Source organism: Serratia sp. TSA_130.1, from assembly GCF_052691795.1.
In genome coordinates, this window is record NZ_JBQZFS010000002.1 from 1046442 (window position 1) to 1061263 (window position 14822).

Genomic DNA, 14822 nt, shown 5'->3' on the forward strand with positions numbered 1-14822 from the left:
AAAACCTAATGCCGTCAGAATATTAAACCGCATGATAAAGGGTTAACATATTCCTGACCTCGTAAAGCGCCGCCATGCGGCGCAAGAAAATACCGACACCGCGCCAATTAACTCCACAGGGAAAATAACGTGACATTGAAAAACATCGCCACGGCGTTCATGGCATGCCTGCTGTTATCCGGCTGTCAGCACGCCGCCAAATCGGCCCCTGACGCCGCCATCCAGCGCGACCAGCTGTCATCGCTGGTCGGCGCCGGCCAGTTTCTGAGAGAACGCTGCAACCGCGCCGATATCCCGACCAACGACCCACTCGCGGCGGCGGCGTTGCAGGCGGCGGAGAGAAAAGGCTGGGCGCCGGCGCTTAATCGCACCCAGTTGCTTGATGCAGGCAAAAACGTCGCCGCGCAGCTGGAGGCCGACGCCACGCCGTTGCAAGAGAAGTGCAGCGGACTCAACCGAACGCTGGCGCCGTTTTTAGCCCAGCTCCGTTAACCCGCCAGCGGTAGCGCAAGCCACTGGCAGGCTACCGCGCCGGCGCCCGCCGCCGCCAACCCCGGGCCGAAAGGCAGGGGCTGTGCCCCATCGCCGCCGCGCCACACCCGCAGCAGTAGCCACAGCAGGCTACCGATGGCGGCAAACAGCAGAATCGACGGCAAAACGGCATAGCCGCCCCAGGCGCCGAGCGCCGCCAGCAGTTTAAAATCGCCGTATCCCAGCCCCTCGCGGCCGGTCGCGAGACGAAATCCCCAATACAGCAGCCACAGCGTCAAATACCCCGCCAGCGCGCCGATGACCGCCGTCGGCAAAAATGCCGGGTGCGCCAGGCAATGCCACAACAGCCCGGCCCACAGCAGCGACAGCGTCAGGCAATCCGGCAACAGCTGACGCTCGCTGTCGATCGCCGCCAAGGCCAGCAGCAATGCAGCAAACGCTAACATGAAAACCCAATCCACACCGATGCCGACGCGCCAGGCCAGCGTTATTCCCATTAGCATCAGCAATAGCTCCACCAGTGGATAACGGATGGAAATAGGCGTGCGACAATAACGACAGCGACCGCGCAACAGCAGCCAACTTAATAAAGGAATATTATCGAGCGCCGGTATTTTCATTGTGCAACACGGGCAGAATGAACGCGGCAAAAAGAGATTAAATCGTTCGGCCTGCGCCATTTCCATTTCGCGCTCAAGCATGACAGGCAGCCGATAAACGACCACATTGATAAAACTGCCGATGCACAGGCTCAACACGGCGCTAAATAGCAGCCAGTGTTCATCGGCCACTGCGTTTATTGCGGATAGCATGGCTCTCTGGATCCTCTATTGTCGTCGCGTGGGTGACATCCCGGTTGCGCCGTTACCCGCAGTTGGCTGATTTGCACCACGCCCGGCGCCTGCCCCGCACGTTCTGCGGCGAGTGAGAGCACGCGGATCCCGTGCTCGCGTTGCAGGGCGGCCAGCCACGGCAACAGGCGTTCAAACGGCACCGGTGGCAGCGTGACCCGCACATCCGCTTCACTTTCCGTCAGTTCGGCGATGGCGATGCGATATGCCAGCGCACTCTGTCGCAGTCGCTCCGGCAGTTGCTCGCGCGCGGCGGCGCTCTGCGGCAAACGCGCCTGCAATTGTTGGATGACGCGCGCCTGCTCCCGCAGCGCCGCCAGCCGTTGTGCGTTTTTTTGCGCCTGTGAAAATTGATACAGGCAGTAGCCGCAGGCCATCAGCATCAACAGGCTTAACAGCACTGCCCGCCGCAGCGCCTTATCGCGCCAACCGATGTTCATCGCTCACCTCTCACCGTCAGGATCGCCTGGTTAGGCGCGCTTCCCTCGCTGAACGTCATGCTGACGCCACCGTCGTTGACCGGCGCCGGCAGCGGCGCGTCGTTTCTGTTTACCGTCACCACCAAACGATCGTCGGCGGCGTCGAAAGCCAGCGCCTGCAACTGCGGAGGTTCCCAGACAGCAAGCGCCTCGGCCGCGTAGGGCAACAGCCTGAACAGCTGCGGCGCATTCAGGGTGTCTTGCATACGCCGTGCCCACGCTTGCGCCGCCCGTTCGGCGAACGCCGGCGCGGTCTCGCCACTCGGCAGCAGGCGCTGAGTCAGCGCCGTTATCTGGCTTTCGCTCTGTCTGGCCATTAATTGGTGATGCAAGCCCCCCACCAGCAGCGAACCGCTGAGCAACAGCATCGCGCAGGCGGTCTTATCGGGCAGACGGCGCGGCCAGCGCACGCCCGGTTTGAAACGCCCCTGCAACAGCGTGGATGTGCTGTTCCAGGCCTCTTCCGCCAATCGCCACAGCGGATCCTCATCGATACGCGCCGTTTCCCAGCCCGCCGGCACCTCTCCGCCACTGTGCAGACACCAATCCGGCGTCGGCCACGGGACGCTGTCCCCCCAGGCATCGGGCAACTGCATGCCCTGCATGCCCCCCGTTCGGAGCAGCCAGTGTCCGCGCCAGCGCAGTGCGCTGCATTGGTTCGGCAACGGCAACGCCAGCACGTCGGGCAGCAGGGCATCGACGCGAATGCCGCAGGCGTTGAGGCTATCAACCCACCCTTGCATCTGCGCCAGCGCAACGCCGGCGATAGTGAAATCGCGCTGCACCTTGCCCAGCACCGCCCAATGCATCTGCTCGACATCGGTCAACAACCCGGTCTCATGGGAGTACGCCAGCGCCAGCGGCGTCGCCTGCCGGGCCTTGCCCTGGAATGTCGTTTGTCTCAGCACCACATGACGGGCAGGCACCAGCACCACGACCCGGCTGCCCTGCGCCATGGCCGCCAACTCACTACCGCCTTCGGCCAGATCGAGGCGGGCGGCAAAGCGGCAGCGCGTCTCGCCGACGCGGCCCCAGCGCACATCGGCCATCGCATCCTCGTCCAGCGCGATAAGCAGGATGGTGTTCGCCATCGTTTACCCTTCCCCTCTGTCGAACCGACGTCCGCTGACCGTGACGCCTGACGGGCCCGGCTGCAACGCGCTGACCAGCCGATAGCGTCCGTCGTTCAGCCTAAGCTGCAGCTGCGCAATCCAGCGGTTATCGTCGAAAATAAGTCGCTCGCCAAGGCCATCCTCGCCCAGCGCCTGCAGCGCTTTTTCCTGCGACAAAAACGCCAGCGTCTGCCAGCCCTGCGGCGGGCGGGCCGCCAGCAGCCCCCGCATCCGCTCATCGCTCAGCGCGTTCATCAACATCGCCCGCAGCAGCGGCAGCTGAGCTTCGTTCACGGCGTCCGGATTGAGGCGCAGCTCGGCATCCGGCGCCGCACAAAGCAGCGGCGCAAGACGCAGATAAAGCTCGCGGTCGATGCCGGCCAGCTCCCGCAGCTCGCTGACATCCCCCATCAGATACCCTTCGCCATAGGCTCTGGCGACGATCGCATCGGCAATCGCGCCCGCCTGGGCAGCGGCGATCCCCTGATTGTTCAATAGCAGCATGAATATTCGCCTCTCCTTATTGGGGGTTCCCCCCTCGCTATCGCCGACATCCGCCGGGCCGGCAGCGCGGATCAGGGCGTTGAGGTTGAAACAGGCGTCAACGCGGCGCAGACGTATCGCCACTTCCCCCTCTTCGGTGCGCATGCTGAAGGTCACCCCTGATGCCCCCCACGCCTTCCGCTGCTCTCCCGCCTGCTGCAGCCGCTGCCGGGCGTAGCTCTCGCCGCCCAGCAGCAACCATTTCGCCCTCAGTCGATCCTGTTGAGACTGGGTGCGCACCAGCGAACGCTGCCAGTTATCGTTGATATTGACCGCCACGATCGCCATCAGCGACATCATCAGCAACACCATCAACAGCGCCATACCGCGTTGTTTATTCATAATGGCCTCGCGGCAGGCAACGTGACGATGCGCCGGACTTCCCCCAGCGCGGGGGTGTCGATGGCGATTTCCACCGCCTGCGGCAGCAGCCCGCCGGCGCGCCAGGCCGTCAACCATTCGCCCTGCCGGTAAAAACGCAATTGGAACCGCGTCACCTCAGACAGCAGCAGCACGCTGCGCGCCGCCGCCTGCGGGCTGCTCAAATTCGGGTAACTGAGGCGTTCGAGCCGCCCCTGCCGGTAGCGATACGCCACCCGCTCCTGCGTGGCGCGCGGCAATCGGGCCTGGGGGTTCGGCCAGCCGTTTCGGATCAGCAACAGCTGAAAATCGCCGCCTTCCTCTCCCGCCGTCTGCAGCACCGCAAACTCCGGCGCCGCCGGCCAGCGTTTATCGCCGGTCGGCGCGCGCGCCTGCGCCTGCGTCAAATCGCGCTCGACGATCGCCAGCGCCCGTTGCAGCTGGGTCAACTGCGTCGATTTGCGCTGGGTGATTTCGTCGTTTTTCAGCACGCCTCTGAAGACCGTCAATGCGGTGAGCGACAGCATGGCGAACAGGGCGATGGCCAACAGCATTTCCACCAGCGTAAAACCCCGTTGCAAAGCGCGCTTCACAACAACGCCCTGTAGGTGAGCATCTCCACCAGCGCATTGCGATCCTGCGGGTCGCGCCTGACTTCAATCGCGATCGCCCGCATCCCGGCGTCGCTGGTCTCCCGCCCGCGATAGCGCCAGTGCCAGGTTTCACCGGCCATTACCGTGGTGCCCGAATGCCAGGCGAGCGTCGGTGGGCGGGGCTCGAGCTGCAGCAGCGTCAGCTGGTTGTCCGCCACCCACAGCGCCACGGTCTTGGCTTCGATCGCGCTCAGGCTACGCACCTGGCCGCCGGTGCTGTTGATCAGCGCCAGACAGCCGATGGCGAAGATCATCATGGCCACCATCACTTCCAGCAGCGTCATGCCCTGCTGGCGTCTCATTTTCCGCGTCATCGCAACGAATGTCCGTCGTTTCAAATACAAAGTAACCGGGCGCCTGCAATCGCCACAGACACTTGCCCTGGGATAGCTCCACGCTGAACGCCGTGGTTTCGCCCCCCGGATACAGCCACACCTGTGGCAGCGCCGCCTCTGCGGCGAGCGCGACGGTTTGCCCTTCAACGCTCAGCCGCAGCGCGACGCCGTCCGGCAGAGCGTACTGCTCCCGGCTCTCCCGCCCCGCTTCGGCGACGCTGCGCCAACCGCCGTCATCGAACGCCACGCCATACCTCACCCCTTCGCGCTCGGCCCGCTCGGCGAGGGCATTCAGCCAATGGCTCAATCGCTCTCCCTGCTGCGCCAACGGCTTCTCATCCGCCGGAAAACTCAGCATCACCAGGCCGCTGGTCACCCCCAGCAGCAGCAATACCAACATGGTCTCCAGCAGCGTAAAACCGCGTATGCGCCTCATGGCGCGTCGGCCACCCAGTTACCGATGTCATCATCGGTATCGGCGACACCGTCCGGCCCCAGCGTGAACACATCCAGCTTGCCATGGCGCCCCGGGTTGCGCAGACGATACGCTTGCCCCCAGGGGTCTTGCGGCAAGCGGCGGATATAACCGTCTTCGGGATAATTCCTTGGGATCGGTGCCAGCGTCGGCCGGGTCACCAGCGCCGCCAGCCCCTGCTCCGCGCTGGGATAACGGCCGTTATCCAGCTTGTACATATCCAGCGCGTTCTCCAGCGCGACGATATCGCTGGCGGCCTTTTGCCGATCGGCCTTCTCCTTGTTACCCATCAGGCTTGGGATGGTCAGGCTGGCCAACAGCCCCAGAATGACGATCACCACCATGATTTCCAGCAGCGTGAACCCACGCTGCCGGGACCTGCGCATATTGCTGATATGACTCACTTTACTCTCCATTAATGGCATGATTAGCCGACCATATTATTGAGCTGCAATATCGGCTGCAGGATGGCCAGAATGATAAACAGCACCGAACCGGCCATCGCGATCACCAATAAAGGCTCAAACAGCCCCAGCGCCAGCGTGATTTGCCGGCTGAAGGCCTCCTGCTGCATCGCCGCCGCCCGTTCGAGCATCATGTCCAGTTCGCCGCTGCGCTCGCCGGACATGATCATGTGTCGCATCATCGGCGAGAACAGCGCGGTGCCTTCAAGCGACGGCGACAATCCTTCCCCCTCTCGCACCCGCTCCATCGCCGCCAGCAGGCGCTCACGGGCAGCCTCGTTACCCAACACGCCGGCGCTGATGCGCATCGCCTCCAGCAACGGCACGGCGCTGGCGTTCAAAATGCTCAGCGTTTTGGCGTAGCGCGCGGTATTCACCGCCAGCGACAGTTTGCCGACCACCGGCAGCCGCAGGATGAACGCATGCCAGCGTGCGCGCCGCGCCGGATCCCGCAGGCGATAACGGAAAGCGCCAAAGCCCGCCAGCGCCGCCATCAACACCGCCGCCCCCCATTGGCGCAATCCGTCGCTGGCGCCAAGCAGCATCCGGGTCGACAGCGGCAAGGTCTGCTTCATATGCACAAACTGTTCGATCACCTTCGGCACCACTGCCGTCAGCAAGATAGCCACCACGCCAATCGCCACCGCCGTCAGCACCATCGGGTACACCAACGCCTGCACGATCTTGTTCTTCATGTGCTGGCGCTGTTCGACATAGTCAGCCAGCCGTTCCAGCACCGGCCCCAGATGGCCGGCAATCTCACCGGCCGCCACCATGGCGCAATAGAGACGGTCAAAAATCTGCGGATACTGCCCCAGCGCCTGCGCCAGCGGGAAACCCTCCAGAATGCGCTGCCTCACCTGAGTCAACGCCGCCTGCAGGCCTTTTTTCTCCGTTTGCCGCGCCACCGCCATCAGCGCCTCTTCCAGCGGCAGCGCGGCAGACAGCAGCGTCGCCAGTTGCCGGGTGAGCAGCGCCAGATCGCCGCTGCTCACGCCGCCCATCCAACGGCCGGCGAGCAGGCCGGCAAGAGCGGATCGCCTGCGCGCCTGCACCGCCAGCACCTGCCACCCCTTCTCACGCAGCCGATCGCGGGCCTGGCGCAGAGAATCCGCCTCCAACACGCCACGCCGGGCGCGCCCCTCACGATCGCAGGCGCGATAATCAAACTTCATCGCCATCCCCTTCGCGCGTCACCCGCAACACTTCTTCCAGGCTGGTCTCTCCGGCGCACATTTTGGCGATCCCATCCTGGCGCAGCGGCTGATAGCGCTCCCCGGCCAGCCTGGCGATGTCCAGCTCACCGTCGCTACGGTGGATTGCCCTGCGCATCGGTTCATCCAGCACCAACAGTTCATGCAAACCGATTCGGCCGCGATAGCCCTGCCCGCCGCAGGCCTCACATCCTATCGGGCGCCAGCAGGTCAGCGCCCGCGTCGACGCCAGCCCCAGTTGGCGCCGCTGCGCGTCAGGCAGCGCATAAGGCTCGCGACAGTGCGGGCAAAGCCGGCGCACCAGGCGCTGCGCCAACACGCCGCTCAGCGAGCTGGAAAGCAAAAACGGTTCAACGCCCATGTCCCGCAGCCGGGTCACGGCGCCGATCGCCGTGTTGGTATGCAGGGTCGACAGCACCAGATGCCCGGTCAATGAGGCCTGCACCGCGATCTGCGCCGTTTCACCGTCGCGGATCTCGCCGATCAACACCACATCGGGATCCTGACGCAGCAGCGCGCGCAGCCCGCGCGCGAAGGTCATGTCCACCTTGGGGTTCACCTGCGTCTGCGCGATGCCGGCCAGTTCATACTCGACGGGATCTTCGATCGTCATGATGTTGCGCTGTTCGTCATTGATCTGGTTCAGCAAGGTATAAAGCGTGGTGCTCTTGCCCGAACCGGTCGGGCCGGTGACCAGAATAATGCCGTGCGGCTGGCGGATCAGGCGCAGCAACGCCTGTTGGTGCGCCGCCGCCATGCCCAGGCTGGGCAGTTCGAGCCGCACGCCCTGTTTATCCAACAGGCGCATGACCACGCGCTCGCCGTGGCTGGCCGGCATCACCGACACCCGCACGTCGATCGCCCGCCCGCCAACCTTCAGCGCCATGCGCCCATCCTGCGGCACGCGCTTCTCGGCGATATCCAGCTTCGACATGACCTTGATGCGCGACACCAGCAGCGCCGCCAGCTTGCGCTGCGGCGCCAGAATGCGGCGCAGCGCGCCGTCAATACGAAAACGGATCACCAGCTCGCTCTCGTAGGTTTCGATGTGAATATCGGAGGCGCGCTCTTTGATCGCCTCACTCAGCAAGGCGTTAATCAGGCGGATAATCGGCGCATCGTCCTGTTCGTCCAACAGGTCTTGCTGCTGCGGCAGCTCTTCCGCCAACGCATAGAAATCCAGTTCGCCGCCCAGATCGTCGATCATTTTCTGCGCCTGGCCGCTTTCCCGCTGATAGTGCGCCACCAGCCGTTGTTCAAAGGCCTCCGTGTCCAGCCGGGCCAGCGTCGGCTCACCGGGCAGGCAGCGGTACGCCTCCATCAACGCGGCCTGGCGGGTCTCGGGGTGACAATACAGTTGGATGCCGCTCTGCCCGTCGACGGCCAGCACGCCATGCTGCCGCGCCCAGCCAAAAGGCAGCCGCGGCCCCACAGAACGGGGCTTCACGGGCGCGCTCCGCGCGAATAAAACGCCTCGATACGCGCGACGGTGGCGAGGAACGCCCGATTGTCGATCGCCTTCTTATCGCCGGCGATCTCGCTGCGCAGTGCGTTATTCAGCTCACGATCGTCCTGCTGCTCGGCGTCGAACTTGCCTAACTTGCGCTGGCTCTGCCGGGCATACCCCTCGGAACTGCGAATGATGGTCGGGCGGATAAACAGCATCAAATTACGCTTGCTCGCTTTGGTGGCGTTCGAGCGAAACAGCGCCCCCACCAGCGGGATCTTGCCCAGGATCGGCACGCTGCTCTCCAGCTCCGAGTTGGACTTGTCCAGCAGCCCGCCCACCACCACGGTCTCACCGCTGTCCACCAGCACCGTATTGTTGACCGTGCGGATATTGAAGGTCGCCCCCAGCGAATCCGGCGTAGCGCCGGCGCTGTCGGCAACGCTGGAGACCTCCTGCTCGATCTGCATCAGCACGGACTGGCCCTGATTGATCTGCGGTTTGACCTTGAGCTTGATGCCCACCGTTTTGCGCGACACGGTATTGAAGACGTTATCGCTGTTGGTGGTTTGCGAACCGGTGAGGATCGGTACATCCTGGCCGACGCTGAACTCCGCCTCGGCGTTATCGAGCGTAACGATGCTCGGCGTAGCCAGGATATTGTTTTGGTTGTTGCTGGCGATGGCGGACAGCAATACGCCCCAGTTGCCGCTGTAGAAACCGGTCATCAGGCCGTTGGCCTTGCCGAACACATCGCTCATGCCGTTTTCGAACCCCGCCGAGATGCCGGGCGCCTGGCCGGCGAACTGCGTGCCGCCGCCGTATTTGTTGGCCCACTGCACGCCGATGTTCAGCCCCTGCCCATCCTGCACCTCGACGATCACCGCTTCGACCAGCACCTGCGCGCGCCGTACATCCAGCTTGGCGACCACCGCCTCCAGATCGCGCATCACGTCCGGCGCGGCGGTGATGATCAGCGCATTGGTCTGCTCATCGGCCTTGATCACCACATTTTTCAACAGCGCCACGTTGGCGGCGGCGCTCTCTTTCTCGTTTTGCAGGCCCGCGCTCACGCCGGTCAGCACCTCGACCAGGCTCTGCGCCTTGGCGTATTTGAGCGGAATGACCTGGGTATTGCCTTGGGTGACACTCTTGTTATCCAACTGCTCAATCAGTTCTTTGGCGTGTTCGCGGGCCCGATCGTCCCCGGCGATCATCACGCTGTTGGTGCGCTCATCCGCCACCAGCCGCAGCGAGCCTGCCCCGGCCATACGCCGTTTACCCTCTTCGCGAAACAGTTCGTTCACCATCCGCGCAATCTCCGGCGCCGCCGCATGCTTCAGCGCGAAGGTCTCGACCTGATTGCCGTCGTCCTGATCCATCTCCCTGACAAGGTCGAGCAGGCCGTTGACCACCCCGGCTCGGCCGGTGATCAACAGCGCATTGCCCTGCTCGTAATGCGCCACGCTGCCCACGCCGATGCTGTCGTTAAGCTGGCGCAAGATCGGAGAAACGTCTTTGGCCGCGATATTGCGCAGCGGCACCACGCGCATCACCACTTCATCCCCTTCGGCGATCGCCTCGCTGCCGCTTTGCGACAGCGCGGCTCTTTTTCCCTCTTTGGCGGCGATCACCTTCAGGACATTGTTGGGCATGCCGATGACCGTATAGCCGTAGACGTCCAGCACATTGAGAAAGAACTGGTAATATTGCTTCTCGTTGAGCTGTTCGTAGCTGCGCACCGTAACCTTACCTTTCACCGCCGGATCGATAATGATGGTCTTGCTCAGGTTTTTACTGACCGTATTGATAAATTCCTGAATGTCCGTGCCTTTGAAATTGGCGGAGAATTGCTCCGCATGCGCCAGGCCCCCCAGGGCAATCATGACGGCCACCGCCGCTAACGCGCGCCATAAACCGGCGCTCCAGCCTGCGCGGGAACGAAAAATAAAATGCGTCATCACAGTGTTGCCTTATGCTGTAAAACACCCCACGCCGAAGCGGCGCGCCGGCTACTCTTTAAACGTCAGCGCGGCGTAATAACCGTTTTCATCGAGCAGTATTTTGTTTTTTAATATCCGCACGATAACGGCATTGCTGCCGACCAGCCGGTCGCCAACGCCATACCCGGTTTGCTTACCGCCATGTTCCACGATAACCAGGCTTTTTTCGGCGTTATCACTGAACAGCAGACCGGTTATCTTGCCGAGCGTCGCGGCCTCCGGCGCGTTAGCCAGCAGCTCGGCGCCGATCGTCCACTCGCCGACCTTATACCCGCGCGCCTTTTCGCCGCTTTTCGCCGCCTGATAGCGGCCAAACCAGTGTGCGTCGTTAATTTTCTCGATGTCATCTTCCTGGGGAAAGACGCCATGGCGCACTTGCTCACGCCCACTTTCAAGGTGCGGCTCAACGGGTTCGTTATTCACGGTTATCATTCGCCACACCTGAGAAAGCATGAACGTCAAATTAGCCAGGAAGAAAAGTAGAATAAAAAAGTCTATCAACCGCTTGCTCACTGGCCCCCCGGTTATTCAACGGCGCCAACGCTAAGCGGAAATGCCCAACACCATCGCCACGGAAAACAGCAGCGTGATGGCCAGCGCCACTTTATAATTCACGGCGTCCAGCCACGTTCGCCGCTGTTTATTAGCCGCCGGTGCCAAGCATTGCTCCCGCGTATTCGCGCGTTCGCAGGCCTGGAAACTCAGCATCACGCCAAATCGGGGAATGGTTTTGATCACCTCGCCCGGAATACCGTGGCGGGAGAGCAAAGCGCGGCATTGGAATATCATTTGATAATAGTTATTGTCGCTGATGGTCTCATGGTTGCAGAACCAGACTGCGCGAATAATGTCATTTTTCTTATAGATGCCACTCAACAGGCACAGCATGAAACGCCGCTGCAATTCGGTCATTTCGATGAGCACATTCTCTTTTTTAAATAACAGCGTCTTTTCATTGTTGTTTAAGATCACCAACTCATTTTCCAACAGAGTCTCGTTCAGGGCAATGCTATGTATGTCCATCTCTCGCCTATCAGTTTAATGAAGTCCAAAGGCTCCCTGTGCCATTACCTTTGCACGCATGCGGCAGATGCATTTTCAACGCAAATAAGTGATTCGCCGTGTTAAGAGCCGGCTCAATTAATCATGTTAAAAATATTCATGCAACTTATTTATTTAAAATAAACAATATAAAATTAATCTAACAAAACAACACAAACCTAAAGCCATTAAGTCATTTAAAAACATGGTGATAGAAGAATTTATAAAATAAGTGAACCGCCATTAAATTCGATTAGTGATGCGAAAAATAGACAATGACCGATAATAACTCATGTTATTAGTTGTGCGCTAAAAAGACGGCGGAACGCTATAAACGGCAAATAAAATACATCTTTATCGGAGGGGCAATAAAGTAAACGTCAGGATTCAATATTGCATAAGAACATCGGCGAATAGGCATTGCTAAACATCAACGTGTTTTTATCAATGCTGCGAATATGATAAAACGTCGACTCATTGCTGAAAAAGTAGGTATAAATCTCTTCCGGCAAGGTATCACGCGGCGAATAGTTGACCTCGCCATACTGAAAGCGATAAAAACTCCCCTGCGAAACATAGCTGAAGTTAACCCGCCGATTGACGAAGTATTTCTTTTCACCGTCGTTGGCTAACCCCGACAGGACCATCACGCCCTTATCGCCGGACAAAAAGATGTAGTTTATTTTCAGCGACAGCTGAATGTCGTTATGGGCCGCCTGCGCGTCCAGTGAATTGAAATAATTGAACGTGGCGTTCGCTTCACAGGAAAAATCACTGAAGTCATGATGGCTGCGTATCAGGGAATACATCACGCTGCCGGTCAACACGCACAGGCCGACCAGCGTGGCTGACAGAATATTTAACTTTTTTTCCATGCCCGAATGTACTCGCTCTCACAGTTATGCAAAACAGCCGCACTGTCCTTCGTGCATTTGGCGATAAACTGGCGTCCGCTGTCTTCATTGGCATTTTGAGAACGGTTAACCTTGGTAATGACGACCTCGCCGGATCGGCAATGCCGGCCATACAAATCTTTCCTGACCAGAAACTGCAAGTAGCCGTCCTGGTGATTCGCCAAAAAATGGCCGGCATAGTAGATCGGGCAACCGTTCACCGTGCCGACGTAGGACAATACCTGCTTCTTTTCACTGTCGCGATGGTGCTTGTAATAGATGAAACACAGCGCCAGAAAAGATAAGGGTACGACGATCGATAAACTGCGCAGCAGAATAAAAAAATAGTGATGGGTGTTTTTTGTCGTTGCGGCAGGTGACGCCAACGTCACTGAGGCATCGGCAAGCTGAGGAGGCTCGGGTAAATCAATCCGCAGTCGGTCGACAGGTATTATTCGATTAAGTCTATACCCCTTTTTGGATAGGGTAACGATGAGGCGCTCGTTGAAACCGACAGACGTCAATGCGCGTCGGGTCAGGCTGATATATTGATTTAACGTCGCGGAAGAGGCGCTCAAGCCGTGATCGGTCCAAACCTGCTGCAACAGCGTCTCGCGACTCACCGTCTCATGGCCGTGTTCAAGCAAGCATTTGAATACTCTGGCATTGACGCTGGATAAGAAAACTTCCCGCCCCTTCTTTAAACTTTTCAATGAACCGTTTTCAGTATTAAATGTAATATCTTTATCAATGATATAAATCATGTTTAGCCTGACAGCGCACACGGGTTATTATTTAAACTTATTGAGCCAGTTCGACGACCGCCGCTAAGCGCGGATAGTTTTTTCGCACAGAGAAAAAACAATACTAACGTCATCCCAACAGGTGCGCAACTTTAAGAATTTTCCCCATCTCTCCATCCTTATTTGTCCCACAAATGGCGGTATACGCGTTATTTTTTCGCCGTCATCGGATCTGTTGGCAACAATACATTTCTATCAGGGGGATAAAGGCTAAAACGGTGCAGATGACACGCTTCGCGATCGCGACGTGAAAGTAACGCCTGTTCAGCGTATCGACTTGATGAATAACGGGGAAGAGCGTTTTGCGGGACGCAAATGGGTGGGGACCCTGCCAGCTACATCCCGGCACACACGTCACCTGCTGCGGCTGCTTCCTTCCGGACCTGACCGAGTTCACAAGTTAGTGTTGCGGGAGAACCAACAGGGCCCCCATTGACGGCTTCTGTACTCCGAAGCGGTGGGCATTATCGGCGATGCCCCATCAAATAGCAAGCCAACCCGGGCCAACCGCTGTTTTCTTGCCCACCTGCATTGTGGCACACTCTCCGCCTGGGTTTTGACTCGCGCAGGAACTGCAACATGCAACCAGAAGACGCCTCTTTCAGCCAGCGGGTATTCCATATCGTGGCCGCTATTCCGTACGGCAAAGTCACCACCTACGGTGAAGTCGCCCGTCTGGCCGGTTCGCCGCGCGCCGCGCGTCAGGTCGGCGGCGTGCTGCGGCGTTTGCCGGAAGGCAGCACGCTGCCGTGGCACCGCGTAATCAACCGGCACGGGCAAATCTCGCAACAGGGGGAGGATTTTCAACGGCAACGGCAGGCATTGCTGGCGGAGGGGATTATTTTCGGCCCGCACAGCACGGTCGATTTCGATCGCTACGGCTGGCGCTGGTAAAACAAAACAGCCTTTGGCCGAAGCGCAAAGGCTGTTGATTGGGTCTTGCCGTACCGCAGCAGAATTACTGCATCGCGCTTGGCGCAGCCTGCATCGGCACGCCCTGCACCGGAACCAGCAGCAGATCGGCGCGGGTGCCGTTGCGGTTAACCACTTCCTGGATCGTGTCGGTAATGAACATCAGTCGCCCGTTGACCGTCACCGCCGCGCTCAGAATGATGCGCGCATTCGGTTGGATATCAGACGGGTTGTACGGCAGCGTAAAGTTGAACGGCGCTTGTTGCCCTTCGGTACGTATCGCGCGCTGTGCAATCACTTTGGACGGCGCATCCGCCAGCGAGGCATCAGAGAGGGTGACAGTCAGTACGGCGTCCGGCGGCAGCGCAATGCGCTGACGTATATTAACCGAACCTGTCACCGCCGGCCCCTGAATCTGCGTTTGCGCAGCCGCCGGGTTGCCGGCCGCCGGTGTAGGCACATCAGCACTCTTTTGCGCGCATCCTGCCAGCGTGATCGTCAGTGCTGCGGCACCGCCTACGATTTGCCAGAGTTTCATGGATCGGTCTCCTTTTTTATTATCAACACGTTGGTGGCTTTCACCACCTCACTCATTAAACTTAGCACAAAACACTGATAAATCCACTTTGCCCCGCCTATTAATCACTTAGCCAGCCCAATGCGCTCACTATTAAGAGCATTCTCATCGGCCCTTTAACGCAAGATATTGACGCCGCGCCGTGATATTCCGCACACTGCGCAAAAT

At 59.7% G+C, this 14822-nt stretch carries 18 protein-coding genes and 1 other RNA gene; 2 read left to right on the forward strand and 17 right to left on the reverse strand.

Translation table 11 applies throughout. The annotated features are described in order from the left end of the window. Positions 1-129 precede the first annotated feature (129 nt). Complete coding sequence (gene gspS / locus ACUTQY_RS11890; protein ID WP_052752709.1) at positions 130-492, forward strand: type II secretion system pilot lipoprotein GspS; 363 nt, start codon at positions 130-132, stop codon at positions 490-492. Here the strand turns inward: gspS and ACUTQY_RS11895 are convergent. The 16 genes from ACUTQY_RS11895 to ffs all read right to left on the reverse strand — a co-directional run bounded on the left by ACUTQY_RS11895 (position 489) and on the right by ffs (position 13588). Continuing rightward, the gene (locus tag ACUTQY_RS11895; protein ID WP_046688370.1) at positions 489-1304 is read right to left on the reverse strand and encodes a prepilin peptidase; all 816 of its coding nucleotides are present in this window, start codon (positions 1302-1304) and stop codon (positions 489-491) included. The two genes, gspS and ACUTQY_RS11895, sit on opposite strands and share 4 nt — an antisense overlap. Continuing rightward, positions 1289-1783, reverse strand: coding sequence for a type II secretion system protein GspM (gspM, locus tag ACUTQY_RS11900; RefSeq protein ID WP_046688369.1), 495 nt, complete (start codon positions 1781-1783; stop codon positions 1289-1291). The genes ACUTQY_RS11895 and gspM overlap by 16 nt, the downstream gene beginning before the upstream one ends. Continuing rightward, a complete protein-coding gene (gene gspL, locus ACUTQY_RS11905; protein WP_046688368.1) occupies positions 1780-2913 on the reverse strand; it encodes a type II secretion system protein GspL in 1134 nt (377 codons plus the stop codon). The genes gspM and gspL overlap by 4 nt, the downstream gene beginning before the upstream one ends. Before the next feature lie 3 nt (positions 2914-2916). Beyond that, positions 2917-3819: a type II secretion system minor pseudopilin GspK gene (gene gspK, locus ACUTQY_RS11910; protein ID WP_046688367.1), complete on the reverse strand. Its 903-nt coding sequence runs from the start codon at positions 3817-3819 to the stop codon at positions 2917-2919. Then, positions 3816-4430 (reverse strand): type II secretion system minor pseudopilin GspJ, encoded by a 615-nt coding sequence (gspJ, locus tag ACUTQY_RS11915; protein WP_042783795.1) that lies wholly within the window; start codon positions 4428-4430, stop codon positions 3816-3818. The genes gspK and gspJ overlap by 4 nt, the downstream gene beginning before the upstream one ends. Continuing rightward, complete coding sequence (gspI, locus tag ACUTQY_RS11920; RefSeq protein WP_072022489.1) at positions 4427-4792, reverse strand: type II secretion system minor pseudopilin GspI; 366 nt, start codon at positions 4790-4792, stop codon at positions 4427-4429. Before gspI ends, gspJ begins: the two co-directional genes overlap by 4 nt. Continuing rightward, positions 4686-5261, reverse strand: coding sequence for a prepilin-type N-terminal cleavage/methylation domain-containing protein (locus ACUTQY_RS11925; RefSeq protein WP_069100187.1), 576 nt, complete (start codon positions 5259-5261; stop codon positions 4686-4688). Before ACUTQY_RS11925 ends, gspI begins: the two co-directional genes overlap by 107 nt. Continuing rightward, the gene (gene gspG / locus ACUTQY_RS11930) at positions 5258-5686 is read right to left on the reverse strand and encodes a type II secretion system major pseudopilin GspG (protein WP_033644207.1); all 429 of its coding nucleotides are present in this window, start codon (positions 5684-5686) and stop codon (positions 5258-5260) included. Before gspG ends, ACUTQY_RS11925 begins: the two co-directional genes overlap by 4 nt. A gap of 41 nt (positions 5687-5727) precedes the next feature. Next, complete coding sequence (gspF, locus tag ACUTQY_RS11935) at positions 5728-6939, reverse strand: type II secretion system inner membrane protein GspF (protein WP_084710326.1); 1212 nt, start codon at positions 6937-6939, stop codon at positions 5728-5730. Continuing rightward, a complete protein-coding gene (gspE, locus tag ACUTQY_RS11940; protein ID WP_046688364.1) occupies positions 6929-8425 on the reverse strand; it encodes a type II secretion system ATPase GspE in 1497 nt (498 codons plus the stop codon). The genes gspF and gspE overlap by 11 nt, the downstream gene beginning before the upstream one ends. Then, a complete protein-coding gene (gspD, locus tag ACUTQY_RS11945) occupies positions 8422-10386 on the reverse strand; it encodes a type II secretion system secretin GspD (RefSeq protein WP_084710318.1) in 1965 nt (654 codons plus the stop codon). Before gspD ends, gspE begins: the two co-directional genes overlap by 4 nt. Before the next feature lie 51 nt (positions 10387-10437). Then, on the reverse strand, positions 10438-10941 hold the full coding sequence (locus tag ACUTQY_RS11950) for a type II secretion system protein N (protein ID WP_046688363.1): 504 nt from the start codon (positions 10939-10941) through the stop codon (positions 10438-10440). A 30-nt stretch (positions 10942-10971) separates the two neighbouring features. Continuing rightward, positions 10972-11415 (reverse strand): winged helix-turn-helix domain-containing protein, encoded by a 444-nt coding sequence (locus ACUTQY_RS11955; protein ID WP_226772955.1) that lies wholly within the window; start codon positions 11413-11415, stop codon positions 10972-10974. Between the two features lie 434 nt (positions 11416-11849). Next, a complete protein-coding gene (locus tag ACUTQY_RS11960) occupies positions 11850-12344 on the reverse strand; it encodes a FidL-like protein (protein WP_033642090.1) in 495 nt (164 codons plus the stop codon). After that, positions 12329-13126 (reverse strand): winged helix-turn-helix domain-containing protein, encoded by a 798-nt coding sequence (locus ACUTQY_RS11965; protein WP_046688362.1) that lies wholly within the window; start codon positions 13124-13126, stop codon positions 12329-12331. Before ACUTQY_RS11965 ends, ACUTQY_RS11960 begins: the two co-directional genes overlap by 16 nt. 365 nt (positions 13127-13491) lie before the next feature. Further along, an RNA gene (gene ffs, locus ACUTQY_RS11970) (signal recognition particle sRNA small type) lies at positions 13492-13588 on the reverse strand. A gap of 156 nt (positions 13589-13744) precedes the next feature. Between ffs and ACUTQY_RS11975 the strand changes: the two genes are divergently transcribed. Next, positions 13745-14059 carry an MGMT family protein gene (locus ACUTQY_RS11975; protein WP_033642088.1) on the forward strand — a complete coding sequence of 105 codons (315 nt, stop codon included), beginning with the start codon at positions 13745-13747 and terminating at the stop codon, positions 14057-14059. Between the two features lie 64 nt (positions 14060-14123). Here the strand turns inward: ACUTQY_RS11975 and ACUTQY_RS11980 are convergent, their stop codons facing one another. Further along, positions 14124-14615, reverse strand: a complete 492-nt coding sequence (locus ACUTQY_RS11980) for a YbaY family lipoprotein (RefSeq protein ID WP_033642087.1) — start codon at positions 14613-14615, stop codon at positions 14124-14126. Positions 14616-14822 lie beyond the last annotated feature (207 nt).

What these genes read in the sequence shown, in the direction of transcription:
- ACUTQY_RS11895 (WP_046688370.1), bottom strand. Translation starts at nt 1,304, where the DNA reads ATGCTATCCGCAATAAACGCAGTGGCCGATGAACACTGGCTGCTATTT.
- gspM (WP_046688369.1), bottom strand. Translation starts at nt 1,783, where the DNA reads ATGAACATCGGTTGGCGCGATAAGGCGCTGCGGCGGGCAGTGCTGTTA.
- gspL (WP_046688368.1), bottom strand. Translation starts at nt 2,913, where the DNA reads ATGGCGAACACCATCCTGCTTATCGCGCTGGACGAGGATGCGATGGCC.
- gspK (WP_046688367.1), bottom strand. Translation starts at nt 3,819, where the DNA reads ATGAATAAACAACGCGGTATGGCGCTGTTGATGGTGTTGCTGATGATG.
- gspI (WP_072022489.1), bottom strand. Translation starts at nt 4,792, where the DNA reads ATGAGACGCCAGCAGGGCATGACGCTGCTGGAAGTGATGGTGGCCATG.
- ACUTQY_RS11925 (WP_069100187.1), bottom strand. Translation starts at nt 5,261, where the DNA reads ATGAGGCGCATACGCGGTTTTACGCTGCTGGAGACCATGTTGGTATTG.
- gspG (WP_033644207.1), bottom strand. Translation starts at nt 5,686, where the DNA reads ATGCGCAGGTCCCGGCAGCGTGGGTTCACGCTGCTGGAAATCATGGTG.
- gspF (WP_084710326.1), bottom strand. Translation starts at nt 6,939, where the DNA reads ATGAAGTTTGATTATCGCGCCTGCGATCGTGAGGGGCGCGCCCGGCGT.
- gspD (WP_084710318.1), bottom strand. Translation starts at nt 10,386, where the DNA reads ATGACGCATTTTATTTTTCGTTCCCGCGCAGGCTGGAGCGCCGGTTTA.
- ACUTQY_RS11960 (WP_033642090.1), bottom strand. Translation starts at nt 12,344, where the DNA reads ATGGAAAAAAAGTTAAATATTCTGTCAGCCACGCTGGTCGGCCTGTGC.
- ACUTQY_RS11965 (WP_046688362.1), bottom strand. Translation starts at nt 13,126, where the DNA reads ATGATTTATATCATTGATAAAGATATTACATTTAATACTGAAAACGGT.
- ACUTQY_RS11975 (WP_033642088.1), top strand. Translation starts at nt 13,745, where the DNA reads ATGCAACCAGAAGACGCCTCTTTCAGCCAGCGGGTATTCCATATCGTG.
- ACUTQY_RS11980 (WP_033642087.1), bottom strand. Translation starts at nt 14,615, where the DNA reads ATGAAACTCTGGCAAATCGTAGGCGGTGCCGCAGCACTGACGATCACG.